The organism is Labrys sp. E2SS-1L, assembly GCF_057073705.1.
The window spans coordinates 2,682,304-2,706,180 of the sequence record NZ_CP172712.1 but is presented as its reverse complement, the minus strand read 5'-3'; the positions used below and the strand labels follow the sequence as shown (position 1 = coordinate 2,706,180).

The window sequence follows — 23,877 nt, the reverse complement described above, 5'->3', positions numbered from 1 at the left end:
TCACAATCCGGCTAGCGAGGTATCAATAATTTAGACATGCCAGCCCAGAGGCGCCAGAGCGCCTGCCAGGATTGCCATTTCGGCAAGCATCACGGCAGCACCGCAGACATCGCCGGTCTGCCCGCCAATCTGCCGTTCAGCCAGCCGCGTGACAGCATAGGCCGCCGCAAGCCCCGCCAGGGGTGCGAGAACCGACATGAAATGGCCGGTTCCGGCCCAGGCCAGCAAGGCAGTTACGGCCATGGCAGGGATGGCGCCGGAACGCCAGGCATGGCCGGTCAGGCGGCCTGCCGAGGCACCGGCACCATCCGGACGGGCCGGTCCCAGCAGAACCAGCGGCAGCAGCCCCAGGATGCGGGAAGTGGCGACGGCAGCGGCCAGAACCAGGCCCGTACGCCAGACATCGCCGATCGCCGTCAGCAACGCGGCGAGCAGCGACACCCGGGCGGCGAGAGCCAGCATCAGGGCGGTCGCTCCATACGCACCGATGCGCGAATCACGCATGATCTCCAGCTTGCGCTCGAGCGTGCCGCCACCGCCGAAACCATCGGCGACATCGGCAAGCCCGTCCTCATGCATGGCACCGGTCATCACCGCCACGGCAGCGACCGCGAAAATCGCGGCAACCGTCACTGGCAGACCGACAAGATGGGCGAGGACCAGCACGACGGCCGCCGCGAGACCAAGCACGGTGCCCGCCAGCGGTGTCACCGGCGCCAGCCTTTCCATGTCGGGCCGGCCATGCGGATCGACCTCGAAGGACAGGACGGGCACCGGCAGGCGCGACCAGAAGCGCAAAGCCTGCGGAACGCTGGCGAGAAAGGGTGAATGCATCATGGCGACAACCTGCATGCCATGCTGGCCCCCATCAAATCAACGGTGCGACGGGCTCGCTCGCCCCTGCTCCTGCTTACTCCCCCGTGTCGAGACCGGGGCATCAACCGTCGTCACGCGACCTTTCCGCCGCGCGGTCATCGGTCTATAAGCGCCGCAAATCATCTCTCCCACATTGGAAACATCCCAATGGCTTTTGCCGGCACCGCCCTGCCCTTCGACGACATCCGCGAGCTCGCCCGCAGCATGCCCGCCCTCGACGCCAACGCCGTGGCGGGGGTGAAGCAGCGCGACGGTCAATTGACCAAGCCGCCGGGCAGCCTCGGCCGGCTGGAGACCATCGTCGAATGGCTCGCCGCTGTCCAGGCCACGGCGTCTCCCACCGTCTCGCGCCCGCTGGTGGCGATCTTTGCCGGCAATCACGGCGTGGTCGCCCGCGGTGTTTCGCCCTATCCGCAGGAAGTCACGCGCCAGATGCTGGAGAATTTCGCCGCCGGGGGCGCCGCGATCAACCAGATCTGCTCGACCTTCGACATCGGCCTCAAGGTTTTCGACCTCGCCCTCGACATCCCCACCGGTGACATCACCTGCGAGGCGGCGCTCGACGAAAAGGCCTGTGCGGCCACCATGGCCTTCGGCATGGAGGCGGTCTCCGGCGGCATCGACCTGCTGGCCCTGGGGGAGATGGGCATCGGCAACACCACCATCGCCGCCGCCATCTATCATGCCCTCTATGGTGGGGAGGCTGCCCATTGGGTCGGTCGCGGCACGGGTGTCGACGATGCCGGCCTGGCTCGCAAGATCGCAGCCGTCTCGGCCGCGGTCGAATTCCACCGCAGCCATCTCAAGGACCCGCTTGAAGTGCTTCGGCGCCTGGGCGGCCGCGAAATCGCAGCGATGGCCGGCGCCATCCTGGCGGCCCGCAGCCAGCGCGTGCCCGTGGTGCTGGACGGTTATGTCGTTTGCGCCGCCGCGGCCATTCTCCACGCCATGGATCCTACCTTGCTGGACCATTGCGTCGCCGGACATGTCTCTGCCGAGGGGGCTCATGGCGATGTACTGGTTCGCCTCGGCAAGAAGCCGCTGCTTGATCTCAACATGCGACTCGGCGAAGCATCCGGCGCGGCCCTGGCGATATCCCTCATCAAGGCGGCTCTTGCCTGCCATACCGGCATGGCGACCTTCGCGCAGGCTGGCGTCACCGACAAGGCTTGAGCTGCGCTCGTTGGTACAAACGGGGCGTCGCGACGACTGGATGTAACAAACCGTTACATCTCGTGTTCGAACCGCGAAAGCTTTGCCGCGAAGTGGTCACGATCGGGCGCTAGGCCTGACTCGCTGCCAGAGTCGGGTATGTTTCGGCAAAAATGCCTGCTTTGCTCTAACTTTGTTTCGACGCGTCTTTACGATTTCCGGATGATCCACCCGATCGCAAGGCGCTTTAGGAGCCTATTCATGTTCAGGACGATCAGTGCCGCCATCGCCGTGCTTGCCTTTACGGCGCCTGGTTTTGCCGGCGAGAAAACGGATCCCCGCTGCAGCCAATATGGCGAAGGGTTCGCTTATTCGGCCGATACCGGCATGTGCATCAGGGTCGGCGGCGAATTCAGGGCCGATTACGGGTTCAGGAAGCAGAGCGGCCTCGGCCAGCAGAGCGGCTTTGGCTCCACCGTCAAGGGCCATGTCGATGCGCGCGGCAACAGCGATCTCGGCCCGTTTCGCATCGTGGTCGAACCGACCGCCCGCAAGTTCTGAACCAGGCAGCTTTCCCGATCGAATCGCGAAGCTCGATCGGGCGGAAGCCGCAGGATCTCAGGTGCTTGCGATGCTTCATCCCCGTTCGCTTTGTGCGTTTTCGCACAGACAGTTTTGGCATTTCGTGAGCCGGCGGCTCCTGGCTCATTCTCGCCGGTTTTGCCTGCTTTCTTTGAGTTGAAGTTCCGGGACTTTTCGGTTCATACCGGTGGGTGACTTGACGCACATCATCCGGTTGAAGCCTCGCCGATCCTGCGAGGCTTGTTATCGAAATAGAACAGACTTCGGCATGAGGCAGATCCTTTTCCGCTCCCTCCAATTCGCGGCGCCCCGGCGGCAGGAGGCCCTGCCATGCGCGTGACGGTGGTCGGCTGTGGCGATGCCTTCGGATCGGGAGGACGGTTCAACACCGCCAGCCTGGTCGAGATCGAGGATGCGCAGGAGGGCCGTACCGTCTGCCTGCTGGATTGCGGTGCGACGACGATGACGGCGCTCGGCGCCATGGGCATCGATCCCGACCAGATCGACCTGATCATGCTGACCCACCTGCATGGCGATCATTTCGGCGGCATTCCCTTCCTGCTGCTCGATGCCCAGTGGGTGCGCAAGCGCACCCGTTCGCTGCGCATCATCGGCCCACCCGGCACGATCGAGCGCCTCTCCACCACCATCGAGGCGTTGTTCGCCGGCGCCACCATGGAGACGCCCTGGAGCTTTGCCTGGAGCGTGGAGGAAATGGCACCGGGGACGCAGCGCGAAGCCCAGGGCCTCACCATCCGTACCGTCGAGGTGGTCCATCCCTGCGGCGCGCCGGCCACGGCGGTGCGGCTGGAAGGCGGCGGCAAGGTCTTCGTGCATTCCGGCGACACCGAATGGACCGAGGTCCTGCCCGAGATCGCCGACGGCGCCGACCTGCTCTTCCTCGAATGCTTCGCTATCGAGGAGACCCCGCCCCATCTCGACTATAATCGCCTGCTCGCCCGCCGCGGCGACTTCAACGCCAAACGCGTGGTGCTCACCCATATGGGCCCGACCATGCTGGCCTATCGCGACAAGGTCGACCGCAGCCTGTTCGACCTTGCCGAGGACGGCATGGTGATCGAGGTCTAGCGGCTCCTCCCGGAGCGCGGACATCTTGTCCGCTCTTGTAGAGACATTGTCGGTTGGCAAGAAGAGCGGACATCGCGACATGTCTTCATGGCGCTGAGATGTCCGCGCTCCTACTGTCGTCACATCGGCGGCGCAGCACCGTTCTGCCCGGTGGCCACGCTGTTGGTTCGCCAGTCCTTGCCGTCAGGCTGGGCCACGACGAACACAGCGATCCCAGGTTTGATGATCGTTCGCTCGGCCGCATTGAACTGCACCACGGGAACCTGCGGCGGGATCATGATCTTGCGGCTGCCGCCGGGAAAGGTGAGCGTGACCTCCCGTCCCGCCGCGGTCGAGACGACCTCGCCCCCCACCGTGCCGTTGGTCATGCGCGCGCCCGGCTGGGAATCCCAATCCCGCTCGCCCTCGCCGCTCTTGACGCCCGGCGGGAAGACATGGACCTCCAGCGATTTGCCCGAACCGTCCGCCTGGGGGATCTGCGCCGTGCCGATGAAGCTGCCGGCATGGATGGCCTCGACGCTGATGGGTGCGACCAGCCGGGCCTTCCAGTCAGGTGTGAGATGGATCGCAACGCTCTGGCCGTCCTTGGTCTTGAGGCTGAGCCCCTTGCCGTCCAGCGCCTCGATCGTGCCGCGGAAGATCTTGCGCGGCGCCTCCTGCGCCTGGGCCGGGAGGATGAAGGCGAGCGCCAGCAAGCCGGCAAGCCGATAGGGTTTCGTCATGATGCAAACTCCACGCCCCCGCGACGCAACAGCGTCCCCGGGGACACCCTTGTGTCCCCGATGACGCAGCATAGCGCCGCGGCGGGACGAGGCGATTCACTTTGGCGGGAGCGGTACGCGATCGGCCCGATCAGGCCGCCTTGGCCTCGATGGCGCGGCGGACATGCGCGGCCGCCTCGAACAGCACTTCGACCCCGGCTCCCGGCTTGACCGCCTCGGTGGCGAGATGGCGCCGGTAGAGCCGCGCGCCCGGCCGGCCCGGGAAGAGGCCGATCATGTGGCGGGTGATCGAGCTCAGCCGTACGCCCTCAGCCAGCTGCGCCTCGATATAGGGCGCCATCGCTTCGATCGCCTCGAAGCCGTCGGCGACGGGCGCGGCCACGTCGAACAACGTGGGATCGACGGCCAGCAGGATTTCTGGGTTCTGATAGGCCTCGCGCCCAACCATCACGCCGTCGAGACGGGCCCGGTGCGTGCTCCATTCCTCGACGGCCTTGATGCCGCCATTGATGGAGATGTTGAGATCGCGATTGGCTTCCTTCAGCCGGTAGACGCGGCCATAGTCAAGCGGCGGCACGTCGCGGTTTTCCTTGGGGCTCAGGCCCTTCAGCCAGGCCTTGCGCGCATGCACGATCAGGGCATCGGCGCCAGCAGCCCGGACGGCCGCGGTGATACGGTCGAGCGCCGCCTCGGGATCCTGCTCGTCGATGCCGATGCGGCACTTGACGGTGACGGGCAGGTCGACCGCGGCCTTCATGGCGGCGATGCACTCGCCGACGAGTTCCGGCTCCGCCATCAGGCAGGCGCCGAACCGTCCCTCCTGCACGCGGTCGGACGGGCAGCCGACATTGAGATTGATCTCGTCATAGCCGAAATCGGCGCAGATGCGGGCCGCAGTGGCCAGGTCCTTCGGATTGGAGCCGCCGAGCTGCACGGCGATGGGATGTTCCTCGCCGGAAAAGCCGAGCAGACGCTGCCGGTCGCCATGGATCACGGCACCGGTGGTCACCATCTCGGTGTAAAGCAAGGCCTTCGCCGAGAGGATGCGATGGAAGAACCGACAATGACGATCCGTCCAGTCCATCATCGGGGCGATGGAAAAGTCTCTGTCCAACATGCTGCTTTCGTTGCTCTTTTACGCTCGCAGCGCCCATCAGGAGGGCATCGGGCCGCAGAGCGCCTGAGGCTCTTACAGCATTTTCCTGTCTTTTCAAAGAGTTGATCGGCCCATCGTCACCCGACGCGCTCGACATAATAGCGCGGGACGCGCCCCTTCTCTCGGTCACGATAGAAATCAGCGCAGAAATCGGCAAAGGCCCGGAAGCGGCGCGAGACGTGCCGGCGGCGGGAGTAGATCACGTCCATTCGATGAAGCGATCTCCATGAGGCCGGCAAGCGCGTTCTGGTCCGCGACGTGAAGAACCCGGGCAAGAAGGTCGGCAACGACACCTGGTGGGATCTGCCCGGCCCCGCCCTCGATATCATTAAGGCAATGTTGCGCTCCGCTGAGGAGATCTTCCCTTACAAGGTTGACGCGATAAGCTCCGGCTTCACCAGGCCGTGCAAGCTCCTTGGTATCGAAGACCTGCACCACCACGACCTGCGCCATGACGGCGTCAGCCGTCTTTTCGAGCTGGGGATGAACATTCCGCACGCGGCCGCCGTCTCTGGTCATCGATCGTGGAGCTTGCTGCAGCGCTATACACACATCAGGCAGACTGGTGACAAATATGCCAAGTGGAGTTGGATTTCTGCCGCCATTACGCCAATGGACCCAAATCGGCGATAATGGCACCACAATTACGCATCAGCGACGCGGCTTTACCCGGGAATTTGCGCGCCCTGCTTTTCCGCGCGAGCCATACCGTCTACGATAGACTGCAACATATTGCGTTCATCACCAGTAATATCGGAGCTATCCAAATGCTTTCGGGCGAGGTCGAGAATTTTATTCATGTCATATACCTGTAACTCAGGAAGCCTATCCATACTATATGTCACTAAGGAAGAACCGAGACTTCGGCTAACTAACCCTCTGGCTGTTTTTACCATAGCAATTGGGCTATCCTCAATTAGAGCGTTCAACCAAGACCTCGGAGTATCGACGCCTACTAAATCCTCCCACGCCCTCACTATGTCAAAGTAAAATGGCGCATTAGGAAGGCTTCCGTCGTCTCGCGAAGATTCGATTTTCGATAGCAACACAGGCTTTAGACGTTCAAAATCCTCCATTTGAATTAACGCGTCACTCGTGAAATCAGAAGGAAAGACACCCAAATCTCGCCCCATATCGACAAATACCGTCGCACAAAACGCAACCGATGAAGTATCTTTAAATGCAATATAAAGAGACTTCCCAGCTTCAGCGGAGCCCCAAAGTTTCAGCATCTCACGGATTAAAAATCGAATCTGGGCCCTGGGACTCAAGAAGACTAACCCCGGCTCCCATTCAATTGAGATAACCTTGTCGCCGACCTGAAAGATTTCATCAAGTAAGGCCTGCGTTGGTCTTACAGCATTGCGTCCGTGAAATCTGACACGAAGTTCCTCCAACATCTGCAGGAACATTGGCTCCCTACGTCTCGTGTTTTGGCCGATAAATTGATTGAAGATATTCGCAATCACATCTCGCTCATCTAGATTGGCAAATATTGTTTCCACCGTTTTCTTAGAAATAACATCTTTCGGCAGTCCCCAGCTAAAATATGTATCATACCCTTCCTTGCTTCCAACCCCTCGACGCTTAATAGTATTATCGTAATTCTCTGCACCAACCACTTCTGAATCAAGCCATTTAGATGCAGTTGGAAAAAGGACAGAAAGCACAGTCAATATTTGCGAACCGTTATCTTGACCGTGAAAGCGTTTTTTTAAATTTTCAACTTCGGATGTCTTAACCGCATCCCTGGCCATGACGAAACGGCCTTCCGAAAAAAGGAAGTCACGATTGTCGCGAATCCAACTAAATGCTGCTGGATCAAACAACTTCAGACCTTCCATTGCTAATAGATCCTGCCCATCTAACTCATTTTCAAAAGTGGGCCACGCCAGCTTGACTGCGTTAGAGAGCTTGAGAATATCGCGAGGAGAATTAATCCAGCGCTGAACGCCGTCCCTAACGAGATACTCCCATCTGAGATTCCTCTCAAATCCATCGAGCAAAAAAGAAATTTCTCTGTCTAGAATTGCCAACAAGTCATCTTTTCTTGGGTGAGGCAACTCAATTTCCTGCTGAATAATTTTTTCAGAATATCTCGGAAGATTCTGTGGGCCTTCAGCGTTCGTTGCCCTCTCAACAATGCGTCGATCATAAGAAAGTATGTAAATAACATTTGGAAGCTGACCTACGGTCTTAACCATCTGCATGATGGATCGAATCTCACTATCATCCAAACGATCTAGGTCATCAATCACAACTACAATACGTTTCTTGGAATCGCCCAGCTGAGCCCTCAGCTTTTCGTATGCCATTTGAATGGACGGCTCATCAAGAAAACGACTTATCATTCCGTTGATCGACTTTTTGGCCATCGCACCAGCAAATCCCGCCCCAACTTTGGTGGGATCAATGGTCATGCCTAGCGTGGCTAACGCATCAACTAATGAGTCGGCCGGGCCCCTAATCGTACGCAAGAACCTTTTCCATTTGTTTTTCCACCAGCCATCCTTGCGCTCGAAACGTTCAGATAAAATCTTAAAGAAAGATGCCATAAGATCTTGATGGCCTGCAACTATCCATGGCTTAAATTCAATAAACTCTATCATATCATCTGGATTTTTAATTTCCTGATTGTGCTTGTTTACATACGCTCTTACGAAATTAATTGTTGTCGACTTACCGCTACCCCAACGCCCATGCAAACCAAACACATAGCCATTGGGCGCACTCAGCCGCCTGATGGCATTGAAGAGCATCGCAGCAAACGGAGCATACCCGAGCAAATCATCCCGCCAAGGGTTTGCCTTGGGAAGATCGTCTCCGAGTTCATATTTACTTTGAGGAGCGCCCCTCATCACCGGTCGCCTCGTATTTTCCTGCTTCGAAGGGTAATTATATGGGATGCTTCTTGAGCTTCAATTCAACTACTGGGCATGAGTTACCTTAGCGGGCTTAATTGTTGCAATTCAAGGCTCCCGCGATGGCGAATTTTAAGCTCTCAATCCAGTTGACGTTTGTTGCCAACGGCGAAACGGCACTAGCCCGGTTCCAACGTCTAGAACGACCGCTTACAAGTCGCTTGTCTCCTGAGCAGCTTCAAAGGTCGTTCCGACAAACCGACGTGGAATGCCCTCTTGAGACTGTTATGATATTCGCCCGTGTCGGAACGCCGTACTTTGTGTTTAGGAGGGTGGAGTGGCCAAGCTGCCATCAACTAGGGACGTTCAAGAAGCCCTTAAGCACATTCTTTGGACGAGAGACGGCAAGACGATCACCGCCTCTGAGGCCTATCAACTCCTGGCGGAACACTTTCAGTTGGATCCGACGCTAACTCGCCGGGTGATCAGGCACGGAGCCGGCCAAGAAAACGCCTGGCAGAACCGATGCCGTACCGCTAGAAGGAACCTGGTTGCGCTCGGGGCAATGGAAAGAAGCCCAAGGAACCAGTGGTCTCTGACGGAGAGCGCGCGCAAGGGAATGCGCCGCAATCTTAGGGAGCTTGGGCTATAGTAGTGGATTATTTGCACTCGCGGCGCCCATCGAGAGGGCATCGGCCACCAAACGCCCGAGATTCTTCCAGCATTTTCCCGTCTTTTCAAAGAGTTGATCGGCCCGCCCTCAGCCGACGCGCTCGACATAATAGCGAGGGACCCGCCCCTTCTCTCGGTCACGATAGAAATCGGCGCAGAAATCGGCAAAGGCCCGGAAGCGGCGCGAGACGTGCCGGCGCCGGGAATAGATCAGGTTGATCGCTGTCTCCGGCGAACGCCAGTGCGGCAGCACGGGCGCAAGCAGGCCGTGCTCGCATTCGGTTTCGACGAAGAAGCCGGGCAGATAGGCGATGCCCTCGCCGGCCACCGCGAAATATTTGAGGGTCCAATAGTCGTTGGTCATGCAGCTCACCGGCGGCAGGATGTCGGTCTCCGTGCCCTGTGCATCGGCAAGGTACCAGGATTGCGGGCGGGTGGGCTGGCGGAAGATCAGGCCGCGATGGCGGGCGAGATCCTCGGTCGTTTCCGGCAGGCCGTGGCGCTCGAGATAATCGGGGCTGGCATAGAGCCCGTAGGAGGCCGTCGCCAGGCGGCGGCTGACATAGTCGATCTCGGACGGCTCACCCCAATGAAAGATGCCGTCGAGGGCAAGTTCGGTGACATCCGAGAAGGGCTGGCGCGAGGTGAGGAACATCACGTCGAGCACCACCTGCGGATAGTTCTGGCGGAAGGCGAACAGCAGTTCGGAGGTGATAGTGGTGCCGAACTCGCCGGTGGAACCGACCCGCAGCGTGCCGGCGACCTCGTGGCGCATCTCGGCCATGGCCGTCGCCGCGTCCTCGCAACTGGCCTGGATGCGGCGGGCATGACGCAGCAATTCGGAGCCGGCATCGGTGACATGAAGGTGATGGCCCTCGCGCACGAAGAGCTCGACGCCGAACTCGTCCTCGAGCTGGCGGATGCGGTGGCTGAGCGTCGATTTGGGCAGGCGGTGCAGCCGGGCGGCGGCGGAGATCGAGCGGGCATCCGCCACTTTCACGAAGCAATCGATGATGGAAAGGTCCATGCCGGCCTCAATTTCGTTCAAAGAATTGGACGATCAGTTCATCGAATAGCCCAATTCGGCCAGTTGTGTAAACGATCGATGGCCGGAATACTCCCTTCCAATCCAGGGAGGTTTCAGTGACGGATATACGGGAGTTCATTCGCGCCGCGTCGGGCCATGGCGCCAAGGCGAGCCTGGCGGTTCGAGGCGGCCGGCTGATCAATGTGGTATCGGAGGAGATCTACAAGGCCGACATCGCCATTCTCGGCGATCGCATCATCGCCGTGGGCGACATCGCCGACCATATCGGGCCCGAGACCGAGATCGTCGATGCCAGCGGCAAATATCTCTGCCCGGGCATGATCGACGGGCATCTGCATGTCGAATGCTCCAAGCTCTCGATCACCAGCTTCGCCAAGGCCGTGGTGCCACTCGGCACCACCTCGATCGTCACGGGTCTCGACCAGATCATCGTGGTGGGCGGCCCGGCCGCGGCCCGCGAATTCCTCGACGAGGCGCGGCAGACCCCGCTGAAAGTGTTCTGGGGCGCACCCTGCAAGACGCCCTACACCATGCCCCGCTCCACCGTCGGGCACTATTTCGGCCCGCAGGATCACCTCGCCACCCATCACTGGCCGGAATGCGTCGGCATCTGGGAGACGGTGCGCGAGTTCATCCAGGAAGAAGATGCCGACGTGCTCAAGGCGATCGAGATCGCCGAGGCCAGCCGCCTGCCTCTGCTCGGCTGCTGCCCGATGACGCGCGGCGCCCGGCTCGACGCCTATCAGCAGGCCCGCGTGCGCGCCGACCATGAGAGCTACACGCCCGAGGAGATGCTGGAGAAACTGCGCGCCGGCATGCATGTGGTGGTGCGCGAATCCTCGATCTCGCACTTCCTGTCCGACAATCTGCGCATCGTCACCGAAATGGGCGTGAAGGCACTGCGCCGCATCAGCTTCTGCACCGACGACGTCGTCGCCAGCGACATCCTGGCCCGCGGCCATCTCGACAACATGGTCCGTATGGCGATCGCCATGGGCATCTCGCCGATGGCGGCGATCCAGATGGCAACGATCAATGGCGCCGATGCGCTGAGGATCGACGACAAGGTCGGCTCGATCTCGCCGGGCCGTGCCGCCGATATCCTGCTGGTCAACGACCTGCGCGACTTCAAGATCGAAGCGGTGATCGCCAAGGGTGCCCTGGCGGCGCGCGACGGCAGGATGGCCGTGGAGCTCGCGCCGCCGCCGCGTAGCGAGGCGCTGCTGCACTCGATCAAGCTCGAGCCGGTCAAGCCCGAGGAGATCGTGGTGCCCGTCACCGGCGCCGGCGACAGCGCCGACGTCCTGGCGATCGCGGTCACGCCCGAGAAGATCTTCGTGCGCACGCGGCGCGACGTGACGCTGCCGGTGAAGGACGGGCGTGTGCAAGCCGATATCGGCCAGGACGTGCAGTACATCACCGTGGTCGAGCGCTACGGCAAGACGCGCAACCGCCCCGTTGCCTTCACTTCGGGCTTCGGCCTGAAGGCCGGCGCCATGGCCAGCTCCACCGCGCCCGACGACAACAACATCATCTGCATCGGCACCAATCCAGAAGACATGGCCGTTGCCATCAACCATCTCATCGCCAACCAGGGCGGCCAGGTGGTGGTGCGCGACGGCAAGGTGCTCGAATTCCTGCATCTGCCGATCGGCGGCATCGTGGCGGATATCGAGCCTCAGGCAATGGCCGAGAAGGAATTGCGGCTCGACGACGCGGTGCGGAGCCTGGGCTGCGACCTGCCCTGGCCGTTCATGTACATGTTCGTGCTGCAGATCACGGCGATTCCCGACTACGCGATCACCGATCTCGGCGTGGTCGATTGCGTCAATCTGAAGGTGATCTCGCCAATGATCCAAGCGGCGGGCAGCGACATCGGGGCAGCGGCATAGACGGCCCCTGCCCAGCTCCATAACGACAATAATCCTGAGGGGAAGAGAAATGGGCTATCAAACCGATGTCGAGGCAAGGGGAACGGGCCAGGGCCAATCCTGGCTCGCCGCCGCGCTCGACCGCTATTTCCGGATATCGCACTTCGGATCGACGGTTCGCACCGAGATCCTGGCCGGGCTGACGACCTTCCTGGCGGCTTCCTACGTCATCGTCGTCAATCCCGCGATCCTGCTGCCGGCCGGAATTCCGTTCTCGGCCGGCGTCACCGCCACCGTGCTGGTCAGCTTCATCGGCAGCTGCGCCATGGGGCTCTATGCCCGCAGCCCGATCCTGGTGGCGCCCGGCATGGGTATCAACGCGCTCTTTACCTATACGATGGTGCTCGGCGCCAAGGTGCCGCTGGAGATCGCGCTCGGCTGCGTGTTGTGGGCTGGCGTGCTCTTCACCATCATGGCGATCCTCGACCTGCGCACGGCGGTGATCGAGGCGATACCGGCAGACCTTCGCTATGGCATCGCCTGCGGCATCGGCCTGTTCATCGCCCTGATCGGCCTGGTCAATGCCAAGTTCATCGTCTCGAATGCCGACACCATCGTCGGGCTCACCCATTTCTCGCCGGTGACGCTCACCTTCATCGCTGGTTTCATCGTCACGGTCGCGCTGGTGGTGCGCCGGCTGCCCGGCGCCATGATGCTCGGCATGATCACCACCACCCTTCTCGCCATCCCGATCGGGCGCTGGTGGGGCGATGGCGCCGCCTTCAATGCCGGCACGCCCGATCTGCACACGCTGGTCAACTGGAGCGGGCTGACCGCCGCCCCCGATTTCAGCTTCGTCGGCAAGATCGATCTGCTCGGCGCCCTGCAATTTGCCTATGCGCCCTTCATCTTCGTGTTCCTGTTCACGAATTTCGTCGAGGCGCTGTCGACCTTCCTCGGCCTGGCCGAAGCTGCCGACCTCAAGGACGAGAACGGCATGCCGCGCAACGTCAAGCAGTCGATGCATGTCGACGCCGTCGCCGCGCTGATCTCGGCGCCGCTCGGCACCAGCCCGGCCACGGTCTATCTGGAATCGGGCGCCGGCATCGCCCAGGGCGGCCGCACTGGCCTGGTCGCGCTGGTCTCGGGCCTGCTCTTCCTGCCCTTCCTGTTCCTGTCGCCGCTGCTTTCCCTGGTCCCGGCCATCGCCACGGCGCCGGTGCTGATCCTCACCGGCCTGTTCATGTCCGAGCCGATGGGCCGCATCCGATGGTCGAGCATGGAAGACGCCATCCCGGCCTTCCTCGCCATCGTGCTGATCCCCCTCACCTTCTCGATCACGCTCGGCCTGTCGCTCGCGGTCATCGCCTATGTCCTGCTCAAGCTTCTCGCCGGCAAGCCGGGCGAAGTGAGGCCGGTGATGTGGTTCATGGCGGTGCTCGCGGCCATGCTGGTGCTGCAGGTGCAGGCCTGACGATCCGCGCGGGCGGGTGCCTCGACGCCCGCCCGTCACTTCTTCGAATTGAAAGGACAGCAGGACATGCTGAAGCCCTGGTCTGAAATCGCGCCCCGGCTGGTCGACGTCGCCATGGGCCGCACGCCGGCCGATCTGGTCATCCGCAACGGGCGCTGGGTGAACGTCTATTCCGGCGAGATCGTGCCGGGAACCGACATCGCCGTTTCGGCCGGGCGCTTTGCCTATGTCGGCCCGGATGCCGGCCACGCCATCGGCCCCGAAACCAGGGTCGTCGACGCCGCCGGGCGCTATCTCGTGCCGGGCCTGTGCGACGGCCACATGCATGTCGAGAGCGGCCTGGTCACGGTGACCGAGTTCGCGCGCGCCGTCATCCCGCATGGCACCACGACCATGTTCATCGATCCGCACGAGATCGCCAATGTGCTCGGCCTGCCGGGCGTCAAGCTGATGAACGACGAGGCGCAAAGCCTGCCGATCAACATCCTTGTGCAGGTGCCGAGCTGCGTGCCGAGCGCGCCCGGGCTGGAGCGCGCCGGTGCCGAACTCAGCGCCGATGACGTCAAACAGGCCCTGTCCTGGCCCAACATCATCGGCCTCGGCGAGATGATGAATTTCCCTGGCGTCGCCTCGAACGATGCCAAGATGCTGGCGGAGATCGCAGCGACCCAGGCGGCCCGCCTCACCGTGGGCGGCCACTATGCCTCCCCCGATCTCGGCCGCGCCTTCCATGCCTATGCGGCTGGCGGCCCGGCCGACGATCACGAGGGCACCACGGTGGACGACGCCATCGCCCGGGTGCGCCAGGGCATGCGCGCCATGCTGCGCCTCGGCTCGGCCTGGTACGACGTCGCCGCGCAGGTCAAGGCGATCACCGAGCGCGGCCTCGATCCGCGCAACTTCATCCTGTGCACTGACGACAGCCATTCCGGCACGCTCGTCAATGACGGCCATATGAACCGGGTGGTGCGCCATGCCATCGCCCAGGGCCTGAAGCCCGTCACCGCCATCCAGATGGCGACGCTCAACACCGCGCAGCATTTCGGCCTCGAACGCGAGCTCGGTTCGATCGCGCCGGGCCGCCGCGCCGATCTCATCATCAGCTCCGACCTTGCGGCCCTCCCTGTCGAGATGGTGTACGCCCGCGGAGAGCTGCTGGCCGAGCATGGGGCGCTGACGGCGGAGATCCCGCGCTACGCCTATCCGGACAGTGCCTGCAACACGGTTCGGCTCGGCAAGCGCCTGGAGGCCGGGGATTTCGACATCGCCGCGCCCGGCGCCTCCGAGGTCACGGCCCGGGTGATCGGCGTGGTCGAGAACCAGGCGCCCACCAAGGCGCTGGAAAGGACGCTGCCGGTCGAGGACGGCATCGTCGGCATGGACAGGGCCAATGATGTCTGCCAGATCGCCCTGGTCGAGCGCCACCGCGCCACGGGCGAGGTGGTCAACGCCTTCGTGTCCGGCTTCGGCTACACCAGGGACTGCGCCATGGCCTCCACCGTGGCGCATGACAGCCATCACATGATCGTGGTGGGCACCAACAAAAGCGACATGGCGCTGGCTGCCAATCGGCTCGGAGAGGTCGGCGGCGGCATCGTGATGATCAGCGAGGGCCGCGAACTCGCTTTGGTCGAACTGCCCGTGGCCGGGCTGATGTCGGACGAGCGGGCGGAGATCGTGGCCGGGAAGGCGGGCCGGCTGGTCGAGGCGATGCGCGCCTGCGGCTGCACGCTCAACAACGCCTATATGCAGCACTCGCTGCTGGCGCTGGTGGTCATCCCGGAGCTGCGCATCTCCGACAAGGGCCTGATCGACGTCACCCGATTCGCCAAGACCTCGGTGCTGGTGGAGGGGTGACGCAAACCGAAAGCGGCGTGCCGGTCACGCCGCCTTCGCCGGACCGGCGGGGAAGACACCGGACATCACCGAAAAGCCCTGGATGCGCTTGACCCTGTCGGCCCAGCGGCGGATCGCCGGATAGTCCTGGCGGGGAATGCCGCCCTCCTCCGACAGCATCACATAGGGAAAGCAGGCAATGTCGGCGATGGTCGGCTGGGGCGCGCTGCACAGCCAGTCGCGCTTTTCCTGCTCGCCGAACCACAAATGCTCGTCGAGGATGCGGAACAGGCGGTGGGCGCCGGCCCGCGCCGCCTCGACGTCGAGCTCGTAGAACAGGCCATCATGCAGCCGCGCCGCCGAAGCCGTGGCGGTGATGCCGTCGGCGAAGGCCAGCCACTGGCTGATCTCGCCGAGCAAGGCCGGATTATCGCGCGGATACCAGCTGCCCCCAGCGTCATATTGGGCGGCGAGATAGACCATGATGGCCTGGGCGTCGCGCAGCACCAGCCCGTCATCCTCGATCACCGGCAATTGGCCGAGCGGATTGATCCTGAGGAACCAGTCCGACTTGTGCTCGCGGCCGGGATAGAAATCGACCGGCACGGTTTCATAGGGGATGCCGAGGATGCCCATCAGCAGGCGCAGCTTGTAGCAATTGCCCGAGAGTTCGTAGTCGTAGAGCTTGATCACGGTCATATCCCAGAATTGCAGTCTTGCAGGAAGAGTAGTGTTTCGTCATTGCGAGCGTAGCGAAGCAATCCAGGCTTAGCCGCACTCGAGAGACTGGATTGCTTCGCTACGCTCGCAATGACGGCTACAAAAATTATCGTTGCGCTAGAGATCGAGAATGAGGCGGGCGGATTTGGCACGCGACACGCAGGTCATGATCTTGGTGCCCGACTTCTTCTCGGCTTCGGTGAGATAGACGTCCTGGTGATCGGGCTCGCCCTCGATCACCGAGCACAGGCAGGTGCCGCAGGCGCCCTGCTCGCAGGAGGACGGCATGTCGATACCGGCCTCGCGCATGACTTCAAGAATGGTGCGCCCGGCCGGCACCTTCAGCGTCATGTTCGAGCGCGCCAAAGCGATCTCGAAGCTGGAACTATCGTCGATCTCCTTGGTGTTCTTGAAATACTCGAAATGTACCGCCTCTTCCGGCCAGCCGAGCTCTGCGGCGATGGCGCGGGCCGCCTCCAGCATCGGTCCCGGGCCGCAGAGATAGAGATGCGTGTCGCCATCATAGGCCCCGAGGATTTCGCGCAGCTTGGCCGCCGTCGCTTCCGGGCCGAGCCCGAGATGCGGCACCAGCGTTGCCTTCAACAGCTCCAGCCGATCGCGGAAGGCAAGCTGTGCCTCGTTCTGTGCGAAATAATGGAACTCATGCGCCAGCCCCTGGTGATACAGCGCCTGAGCCATGGCCAGCATCGGGGTCACGCCGATGCCGCCGGCGATGAAGATGGTCTTCAAAGCATCCCGGCGCAGGGGGAAATTGTTGCGCGGATCGGAAATCGCCAGCACGTCCCCTTCCCGCACGCTGTCATGCAGGCAGGCCGAGCCGCCCTTGGACTCGCGCTCCAGCTTGACGCCGATGACATAGCGGTCGGCCTCGCCGGGGCCGTTGGTGATGGAATATTGGCGGATCAGGCCGTTGGGCAGGTGCACGTCGATATGGGCGCCAGGCTGGAAGGTCGGTAGCAGGCCCTTCACCGGACGCAGCTCGAAACCGGCAATGCCATCGGCCGCCTGCCATTTGCGTGCCACCTCGACGCGAATGGTGGCCTTGCGCCCATGGGCGGCGAGTTCGGGCATCTCGGCAAGCTCGGGCGAGACGCGTTCGATCACCGCCTCCAGGGGCGTCGGCGTCGGCCGGGCAGCCGCTTCGCGCTCCAACCTGTCGCGCAATTTCGACAGGAGCTCATTGTGATGGCGCAGCACCGCCAGCCGTGCAGGCCCTTCCGGGATGGCATCGAGCACGCCCCGGATGACGGAGCGGTTGGAATCGACCGGCTGCACGAAGAAGACCGCCAGGGTCAAATGCTCGCCCTCCTTGGCGCGCAAGGCCACGCTCAACCCATCGGCGGCCTCGGCTACCGTCTCGGCCGATGTGCCGGCCAAGGCATCGCTCGGCTGGAAGCGATAGGCCTTCAGCCCTTCCGCCACGAATTCTGGCGGGGCATTCACCGGGATGCCGCGCAGGGCGAGGAGGTTGCCTTCCGAAAGACCGGTGATCTCCGGCACCTCGCCGAGCAGTTCCTCCGCCGACCAGATCAAGCCGTAGCGCTCGATCGAGGCGAAGGTGCGGTTGGTGATGGTGCGCGCCGGGGCATCGGCCGGATGGGCCGGGATATAGGTGCAGCCCGCCGTGCGGTTGGAATAGCGCCAGCCATGATACTGGCATTTGAGCTCCCGCCCGTCATTGATGCCGATGGACAGGCGCACGCCACGATGCAGGCAGCGGTTCTCCCAGATGTTGACGTAGCCGTCATCGGCGCGCCAGACGGCGAATTCGCGGCCGAGCAACTGGCCATGGAAGACATGGCGGAACGGCAGGTCGTGAGACGCGGCAATGGGATGCCAGCGGGTCTTGGCGGTCTCGAACATGGTGGTCTCCGGAATTCAGCAAAGCGTTTTGCGATGAGACGTCGTCACGTCGAACCGCAAAGACGCGTCGAAACAAAAAGCGAGAGCAAATAGGCGTTCACGCCTGAACGCGCTTTGCTCTTGTCGTCAGGTCGCAGCCGGGATGACGCCATATGTCACGCCCTTCTGGCTGAGCCAGCGGCGATAGGCGATCGCCGACTTGTCGGCGCGGATCGGCGTTTCGGCCCTGGGATCGAGCGGCAGGCGCTTGGGGAACTGGTTTTCGAGGATCGGCTTGTCCTGCCCGAAGATGGTCTGCTGGAAGCGCTTGATCACCTTGTCCTCGTTCTCCTCGTCGAGGACGCACAGCATCATGTGGGCGCGGACATGCTCCTGGTCGACCGGCTGCAGGAAGACGGCGATGACGTCGCGCCGACTCTCGTCGGCCGGGCTCGATTTGTAGAGCACCGAGCAGAAGGGATGGGGCACGCGGTAGACATAGTCGACATCGGCACCGCCGGTCGAGACGGTCGAAGCCATCGGCTGGAAGAAGCGGCAGCGCGTCGCCAGGATCTCGTCGCGCTCGACCGAGATCTCGACGTCATATTCCTTCACCTCGGTATGCGGCTCGGCGCCGAGGATGTCGGTGTGGACATAGGGAAAGTGGCCCATGTCGAGGAAGTTCTCGATGGCGCGCGGCGCCGAGACATTGACGCCCACGGTCGCGGCATTGAGGCGGCGGCGATCGGGTTCGGCGAATTCCGGGATGGGAAAGAGCTCGGCCGGCGGCGTGCCGAGTGAGGTCCAGAGATAGCCATAGGCAAGCTTGACCGGAAGGGTGTCCTCCAGGCTCGCGATATCGACGCTGCCCCCCTGACGAAGGCCGGGCCGGACCCGCCAGGCCGCGGCGTTACCCTGCTCGTCGACGGCATAGCCGAGCCTTTCCTCCAGCAGCACGGTCTCCGCCACCCTGCCGACGGGCATTTCGACAATTGCCGCAAGCGGGTGCCACAGATTGAGGGTCACCGGATCCTTGCATCGTGTCTGCGTCATGGCTCTTCCTCTTGAATCTCGGGGCGCAAGGCTTCAAAGCCGCGCCGGAATGGCGCCGTAGGAGACCGCATGGTCCCTGAGCCAGCGCCGGTAATGGACGGAGACGGCGTCGGCCCGGATCGGCGTCTCGGCGCGCGGATCGAGCGGCAGGCGCTTGGGCAGCTGGTTCTCCAGGATCGGCTTGTCCTGGGCGAAGATCAACTGCATGAAGCCGCGGATGGCGGCCTCGCCGGTGCCGTCCTTCACATAGCAGAGCAGCGGATGAGCGACGCAATTCTCCTCGTCCACCGGCTGGACGAACAGCACGATCACGTCCGAGCGATGCTTGTGTATGGAATTGCTCTTGTAGAGCGCCACCGTATAGGGCCGGATCACCTTGTAGACATAGTCGACCGTAAAGCCGCCTTGCGCGGATGGCGAGGCAAAAGGCTGGAAGAATTTGCATTCGGTCGCCAGGATCTCGTCAGCCTCGGTAACGCGCACATTGTAGGGCGCCACTTCGGTATGCGGCTCTTCACCCAGGGTACCCGCATGCACGAAGGGCAGATGGCCCAGATCGAGGAAGTTCTCGACGGCCCGCAGCCCGGAGGCACGGACGGCGATGGAGCCGCCGGTCACCAAATAGCGGTCCCCCTCCTCGGCCTCCGGCACGCACGGAATGTCGCGCTCCGGCACGCCCAGGCAGGCCCACAGAAAACCATAGCGGCAGGTTGAGGCGACCGTGCGCCCATCATCCTCGCGGACAACCCGCCAATCGGCGCCGTCGCCACTGCGAAGATCCAGCGCCACACCCAGCAGGCGGGTTTGGACGGGCTTACCGGGTATCAGGTTCGTCAGGTCGGCAATCACATGCCAGTCGTTCAGAAGAACTTGGTCGCTACAAAGGGTTGCCTGGCTCATCGCACCCTCCCCTCGGCTAGCTCTTCCCCATGAACCTAGCTCTGTTACGGGCATTGGAACCACAGGATTGGATATCAATCAATTAAAAATTGCACGACAAAGAAGGATTCTTGATTGACAGGGCGAGAGGATTGAATACCGATATGATGCAGGCAGTTTGGACATGCCGTGCTGCCGGCGCGGGAGATAATGGGCATGAGCAGCCGCTCGCAGGCGATCGCCGACATCCTGACCCGGGCCATCATCGAGCACCGGCTGGTGCCCGGCTGCAAGCTCGGCGAACGGGAGCTCGCCGAAATCTTCGACGTCAGCCGCATCGTGGTGCGCCAGGCCCTGATCCGGCTCGCCGATGACGGCCTCGCCCAGATCGAGCGCAATCGCGGTGCCTTCGTCGCCCGTCCCGGCATGCAGGAAGCGCTGGAAATCTACGACGCGCTGACCCTGGTCGAACAGGGCGTGGCGGCCCAGCTCAGCGACCGGCTGGGCCCGGCCGGCTGGGCCGAACTGCGCCAGCACGTCGAACGCCAGCGCCAGGCCATCGCGGCCGGCAACGATGCCCTGGCGGACGTTCTCGGGCAGGAGTTCCACACGATCTTCGTCCGCCTCAGCCGCAACAAGGTGATGCAGGACATTCATGCCCAGCTCGTTCGCCGGACCACGCTGCTGCGCTCGCTGGTCACCGCCGATTTCGACTATTGCAACCTGATCGACGACCATTCGCGGGTGATCGACCTGCTCGAAAAGGGCCGCCTCAAACAGGCGATGGAGCTGATCGATACCCATCACCGCAGCGTGGTGCGCGGCTACATCATGGACCGACAGGTCTTCCCGGAGCTATCACCCCGCGAAGCCCTGGAGCCTTATCTGGAACCGAAAGCCGGCGAAGCTTTGCGAACCCGGCGCGAAACTGCCCAGAAAAGCAATGGTGAGTCGGCAAAACATCGCCACAGCCACACTTCGAAATAGACACTTCCATACAGACTCGGCGACAAGCCGGGCAATCACCGAGCCAACAGAGGACTGCCATCATGATCGACCTGACGAGGCGCAAATTCCTGCAATATTCCGGCATGGCCGGCGCTGCCCTGGGAACCGGGAGCTTTGCGAGCCGCGCTTATGCGGATGAGCCGCTCAAGATCGGTGTCGTCTACGTCTCGCCCATCGCCGATATCGGCTGGACCAAGCAGCACAGCCTCGGCGTGGAAGCGATCAAGAAGGAATTCGGCGACAAGGTCGCGATCACCGTCATCGACAACATCTTCATGCCGCAGGACGCCGAACGCGTCTTCCGTGAACTCGCCTCCTCGGGCAACAAGCTGATCTTCGGCACCAGCTTCTCACATGGCACGCCGCTGCAGAAGGTGGCGCCGCGCTTCCCCAAGATCGCCTTCGAGCATTGCTCGGGCATCGTGCACCTGGCCAATCTCGGCACCTTCGAAGCCAAATATTACGAGGGCACCTTCGTCGCCGGCGCCGCCGGCGCCCATATGAGCAAATCCGGCAAGATCGGCTTCATCGGCGGCTTCCCGATCCCCGACATCGTGGGCCCCGCCAATGCCCTGCTGCTCGGCGCCCAGAGCGTGAAGCCCGAGATCACCTGCAATGCGATCTTCCTCAATTCCTGGTTCGACCCCGGCAAGGAGAAGGAAGCGGCCAAGACCCTGCTGTCGCAGGGCTGCGACGTGATCTGCTCGATGACCGATACGGCGACCGGCGTGCAGGTCGCCGGCGAAGGCGGCGCCTGGTCGATCGGCTATGCCAGCGACATGGCCAAGTTCGGCTCCGGCAAGCAGCTCACCGCCTTCACGATGGACTGGTCGAGCGACTACGTGCGCGCGGCAAAAGGCGTGGCCGATGGCAATTGGAAGCCCGAGGCCCGCTGGGACGGCCTGGCCGGCGGCGTGGTCAAGATGGCGCCCTACAACGAGGCCATTCCCTCTGACGTGGTCACCAAGCTCAAGCAGCTGGAGGCCGATATCGGCTCGGGCAAGCTCCACCCCTATGCCGGCGAGCTCAAGGACCAGGCAGGCAATGTCAAGGTCGCGGCCGGTGCGGTGGCCACGGATGCCGAGATTCGCGGCATGAACTGGTTCGTCAAGGGCATGATCGGCAAGCTCGGGTGAGGAGAGAATCCGATCCCTCCGAGACAGAATGCACCCCGCTCGGCCGGGCCGATAAGGGCACGATTTGCCCTCTCCAGCGCAGCTGGGGAGGGTGGTCCGACAAAGTCGGGTCGGGAGGGGTGTGGCGGGCAGTGTGACAACCGTTCCTGGGCTGCTCGACCGTGATGCCACCTCGTTATGTCCGGTGCACTGCCCGCTACACCCCATCCGCCCAAACTTCGTTTGGGCACCTTCCCCACTTCGTGGAGAAGGATAGTTGCGCCTCTCTGGGGGAGCGCGGGTAGATCCAGCTTCTGTTCCTTCCCGCATCCCCACAGTTTCCATTCCCAATGCAGGACCGGCCATGACCCCGCGTCTCGAACTGCGCGACATCACCAAGACCTATCCCGGCGTCGTTGCCAATGACGGCATCTGCCTCTCGATCCTGCCCGGCGAAATCCATGCGGTGCTGGGCGAGAACGGTGCCGGCAAATCGACGCTGATGAAGATCATCTACGGTGCGGCCCAGGCCGATTCCGGCGAGATCCTTTGCGACGGCAGGCTGATCGAGGCGCATGACCCGGCAAGCTCGCGCGCCCTCGGCATCGAGATGGTCTACCAGCATTTCGCCCTGTTCGAGTCCGTCACCGTCGTCGAGAACATAGCCCTCAGCGCTCCCGGCCCTTTCCGGCTGGACGAGCTTGCCGGGCAGATCACGGCGCTGTCGGAACGCTACGGCATGCCGATCGATCCCTGGCGCCGGGTGCACGACCTCTCGGTCGGCGAACGCCAGCGTGTCGAAATCGTGCGCTGCCTCCTGCGCACGCCCAAGCTCCTGATCCTGGACGAGCCGACCTCGGTGCTCACGCCGCAGGCGGTGGTGAAACTGTTCGAGACACTGCGCCAGCTCGCCGCGGAGGGCTGCAGCATCCTCTATATCAGTCACAAGCTCGACGAGGTGCAGGCGCTTTGCGACTCCGCCACCGTACTGCGCAACGGCCGGGTGACCGGTACCGCCAAGCCCAAGCAGAGCACCTCGGTGGAGCTGGCTCGGCTGATGGTCGGCTCGGCCCTGCCCGAGATGAAAGTCACGCCCTCGACGCGCAGCGGCGAACCGATCCTCAGGGTGCGCGACCTGTCGGTGCCATCCGGCAAGGGTAGCGTCGCCCTGCATGACGTCGGCTTCGAGGTGCATGGCGGCGAGATCGTCGGCCTGGCCGGTGTCTCGGGCAATGGCCAGGCCGAGCTGATCGCCGCCCTCAGCGGCGAGCGGCCTGTCGCCGATCACGAGGCCATCCATTTCGGCGGGCAGCCGGTCGGCCGGCTCGACGCCGCCGCCAGGCGCCGGCGCGGTTTCGCCTTCGTGCCGGAGGAAAGGCTCGGCCGTGGTGCCGTGCCGCCGCACGCCCTATGGGAGAACGCCGTGCTGACGGCCCATGGCAAGGAGCTGGTGCGCCATGGCCTTGTCGACCGCAAGCGGGCAATGGGCTTTGCCGGCAGCGTCATCGAGACATTCAAGGTCAAGGCGAGCGGCCCGCGAGCCAGCGCACGCAGCCTGTCGGGCGGCAATTTGCAGAAATTCATCGTCGGGCGGGAAATCGCGCTGGCCCCGAAGCTGTTCCTGGTTTCCCAGCCGACCTGGGGGGTCGATGTCGGCGCGGCCGCCTTCATCCACCAGACCTTGATCGATCTCAGCCGCGCCGGTGCCGCCGTGCTGGTGATTTCCGAGGAACTCGACGAACTCTTCGAGATCTGCGACCGGCTGTTGGTGATCTGCCAGGGGCGGGTCTCGCCGCCCCTCGTCCGGAGCCAAACCAATCGTGAGGAGGTCGGCCTGCTCATGACCCGCATCGGCGGCCAGAGCCAGACTAAAGCGTTTTGCGAGTAGACGGTGTCACCA

Annotated in this window: 20 protein-coding genes and 1 pseudogene; 11 read left to right on the top strand and 10 right to left on the bottom strand. The window is 62.8% G+C overall.

From position 1 onward, the window contains the following. Window positions 1–30: 30 nt before the first annotated feature. Window positions 31–837: an adenosylcobinamide-GDP ribazoletransferase gene (gene cobS / locus ACIGJE_RS12450; protein WP_415082775.1), complete on the bottom strand. Its 807-nt coding sequence runs from the start codon at window positions 835–837 to the stop codon at window positions 31–33. 186 nt (window positions 838–1,023) lie between these two features. On the opposite strand from cobS, the gene cobT reads away from it, so the two are divergent. From cobT to ACIGJE_RS12435, 3 genes are all read left to right on the top strand, one after another. Further along, window positions 1,024–2,049: a nicotinate-nucleotide--dimethylbenzimidazole phosphoribosyltransferase gene (cobT, locus tag ACIGJE_RS12445; protein WP_415082773.1), complete on the top strand. Its 1,026-nt coding sequence runs from the start codon at window positions 1,024–1,026 to the stop codon at window positions 2,047–2,049. Window positions 2,050–2,289: 240 nt separating this feature from the next. After that, window positions 2,290–2,589 carry a porin gene (locus ACIGJE_RS12440; RefSeq protein WP_068286944.1) on the top strand — a complete coding sequence of 100 codons (300 nt, stop codon included), beginning with the start codon at window positions 2,290–2,292 and terminating at the stop codon, window positions 2,587–2,589. 351 nt (window positions 2,590–2,940) lie between these two features. After that, the gene (locus ACIGJE_RS12435) at window positions 2,941–3,699 is read left to right on the top strand and encodes an MBL fold metallo-hydrolase (protein ID WP_311933263.1); all 759 of its coding nucleotides are present in this window, start codon (window positions 2,941–2,943) and stop codon (window positions 3,697–3,699) included. 119 nt (window positions 3,700–3,818) lie between these two features. Here ACIGJE_RS12435 and ACIGJE_RS12430 read toward each other — a convergent pair whose 3' ends face one another. The 3 genes from ACIGJE_RS12430 to ACIGJE_RS12420 form a co-directional block, all read right to left on the bottom strand. After that, window positions 3,819–4,421 carry an LSm family protein gene (locus ACIGJE_RS12430; RefSeq protein ID WP_415082770.1) on the bottom strand — a complete coding sequence of 201 codons (603 nt, stop codon included), beginning with the start codon at window positions 4,419–4,421 and terminating at the stop codon, window positions 3,819–3,821. A gap of 130 nt (window positions 4,422–4,551) precedes the next feature. Then, on the bottom strand, window positions 4,552–5,538 hold the full coding sequence (dusA, locus tag ACIGJE_RS12425) for a tRNA dihydrouridine(20/20a) synthase DusA (protein WP_415082768.1): 987 nt from the start codon (window positions 5,536–5,538) through the stop codon (window positions 4,552–4,554). A gap of 116 nt (window positions 5,539–5,654) precedes the next feature. Continuing rightward, window positions 5,655–5,786, bottom strand: coding sequence for a hypothetical protein (locus tag ACIGJE_RS12420; protein WP_415082766.1), 132 nt, complete (start codon window positions 5,784–5,786; stop codon window positions 5,655–5,657). Window positions 5,787–5,811: 25 nt separating this feature from the next. Here ACIGJE_RS12420 and ACIGJE_RS12415 point away from each other — a divergent pair. After that, window positions 5,812–6,210, top strand: a pseudogene (locus ACIGJE_RS12415) (tyrosine-type recombinase/integrase); the annotation flags it as partial. Between the two features lie 32 nt (window positions 6,211–6,242). On the opposite strand, the gene ACIGJE_RS12410 reads toward ACIGJE_RS12415, so the two are convergent. Further along, window positions 6,243–8,435: a KAP family P-loop NTPase fold protein gene (locus tag ACIGJE_RS12410; protein WP_483680169.1), complete on the bottom strand. Its 2,193-nt coding sequence runs from the start codon at window positions 8,433–8,435 to the stop codon at window positions 6,243–6,245. A gap of 340 nt (window positions 8,436–8,775) precedes the next feature. Between ACIGJE_RS12410 and ACIGJE_RS12405 the strand changes: the two genes are divergently transcribed. Further along, window positions 8,776–9,090 (top strand): winged helix-turn-helix domain-containing protein, encoded by a 315-nt coding sequence (locus ACIGJE_RS12405; RefSeq protein ID WP_415082762.1) that lies wholly within the window; start codon window positions 8,776–8,778, stop codon window positions 9,088–9,090. Between the two features lie 108 nt (window positions 9,091–9,198). Here ACIGJE_RS12405 and ACIGJE_RS12400 read toward each other — a convergent pair whose 3' ends face one another. After that, window positions 9,199–10,137 carry a LysR family transcriptional regulator gene (locus tag ACIGJE_RS12400; protein ID WP_415082760.1) on the bottom strand — a complete coding sequence of 313 codons (939 nt, stop codon included), beginning with the start codon at window positions 10,135–10,137 and terminating at the stop codon, window positions 9,199–9,201. Window positions 10,138–10,253: 116 nt separating this feature from the next. Between ACIGJE_RS12400 and ACIGJE_RS12395 the strand changes: the two genes are divergently transcribed. From ACIGJE_RS12395 to ade, 3 genes are all read left to right on the top strand, one after another. Continuing rightward, entirely contained in the window at window positions 10,254–12,050 is a 1,797-nt protein-coding gene (locus ACIGJE_RS12395; protein WP_483680168.1) for an adenine deaminase, read from the top strand. A 49-nt stretch (window positions 12,051–12,099) separates the two neighbouring features. Continuing rightward, on the top strand, window positions 12,100–13,503 hold the full coding sequence (locus ACIGJE_RS12390; protein WP_415082758.1) for an NCS2 family permease: 1,404 nt from the start codon (window positions 12,100–12,102) through the stop codon (window positions 13,501–13,503). Between the two features lie 66 nt (window positions 13,504–13,569). Further along, on the top strand, window positions 13,570–15,360 hold the full coding sequence (gene ade, locus ACIGJE_RS12385) for an adenine deaminase (RefSeq protein ID WP_415082756.1): 1,791 nt from the start codon (window positions 13,570–13,572) through the stop codon (window positions 15,358–15,360). Window positions 15,361–15,384: 24 nt separating this feature from the next. Here ade and ACIGJE_RS12380 read toward each other — a convergent pair whose 3' ends face one another. The 4 genes from ACIGJE_RS12380 to ACIGJE_RS12365 all read right to left on the bottom strand — a co-directional run bounded on the left by ACIGJE_RS12380 (window position 15,385) and on the right by ACIGJE_RS12365 (window position 19,875). Continuing rightward, entirely contained in the window at window positions 15,385–16,032 is a 648-nt protein-coding gene (locus ACIGJE_RS12380; protein ID WP_415082840.1) for a glutathione S-transferase family protein, read from the bottom strand. Between the two features lie 144 nt (window positions 16,033–16,176). Further along, window positions 16,177–17,943: a Rieske 2Fe-2S domain-containing protein gene (locus ACIGJE_RS12375; protein WP_415082754.1), complete on the bottom strand. Its 1,767-nt coding sequence runs from the start codon at window positions 17,941–17,943 to the stop codon at window positions 16,177–16,179. A 126-nt stretch (window positions 17,944–18,069) separates the two neighbouring features. Beyond that, window positions 18,070–18,975, bottom strand: coding sequence for an aromatic ring-hydroxylating dioxygenase subunit alpha (locus ACIGJE_RS12370; RefSeq protein WP_415082752.1), 906 nt, complete (start codon window positions 18,973–18,975; stop codon window positions 18,070–18,072). 33 nt (window positions 18,976–19,008) lie between these two features. Then, window positions 19,009–19,875: an aromatic ring-hydroxylating dioxygenase subunit alpha gene (locus ACIGJE_RS12365; protein WP_415082750.1), complete on the bottom strand. Its 867-nt coding sequence runs from the start codon at window positions 19,873–19,875 to the stop codon at window positions 19,009–19,011. Window positions 19,876–20,070: 195 nt separating this feature from the next. On the opposite strand from ACIGJE_RS12365, the gene ACIGJE_RS12360 reads away from it, so the two are divergent. The 3 genes from ACIGJE_RS12360 (at window position 20,071) to ACIGJE_RS12350 (ending at window position 23,865) form a co-directional block, all read left to right on the top strand. Further along, window positions 20,071–20,841: a GntR family transcriptional regulator gene (locus ACIGJE_RS12360; RefSeq protein ID WP_415082748.1), complete on the top strand. Its 771-nt coding sequence runs from the start codon at window positions 20,071–20,073 to the stop codon at window positions 20,839–20,841. A gap of 62 nt (window positions 20,842–20,903) precedes the next feature. Then, window positions 20,904–21,998, top strand: coding sequence for a BMP family ABC transporter substrate-binding protein (locus ACIGJE_RS12355; RefSeq protein WP_415082746.1), 1,095 nt, complete (start codon window positions 20,904–20,906; stop codon window positions 21,996–21,998). A gap of 343 nt (window positions 21,999–22,341) precedes the next feature. Then, entirely contained in the window at window positions 22,342–23,865 is a 1,524-nt protein-coding gene (locus tag ACIGJE_RS12350) for an ABC transporter ATP-binding protein (RefSeq protein ID WP_415082744.1), read from the top strand. Window positions 23,866–23,877 lie beyond the last annotated feature (12 nt).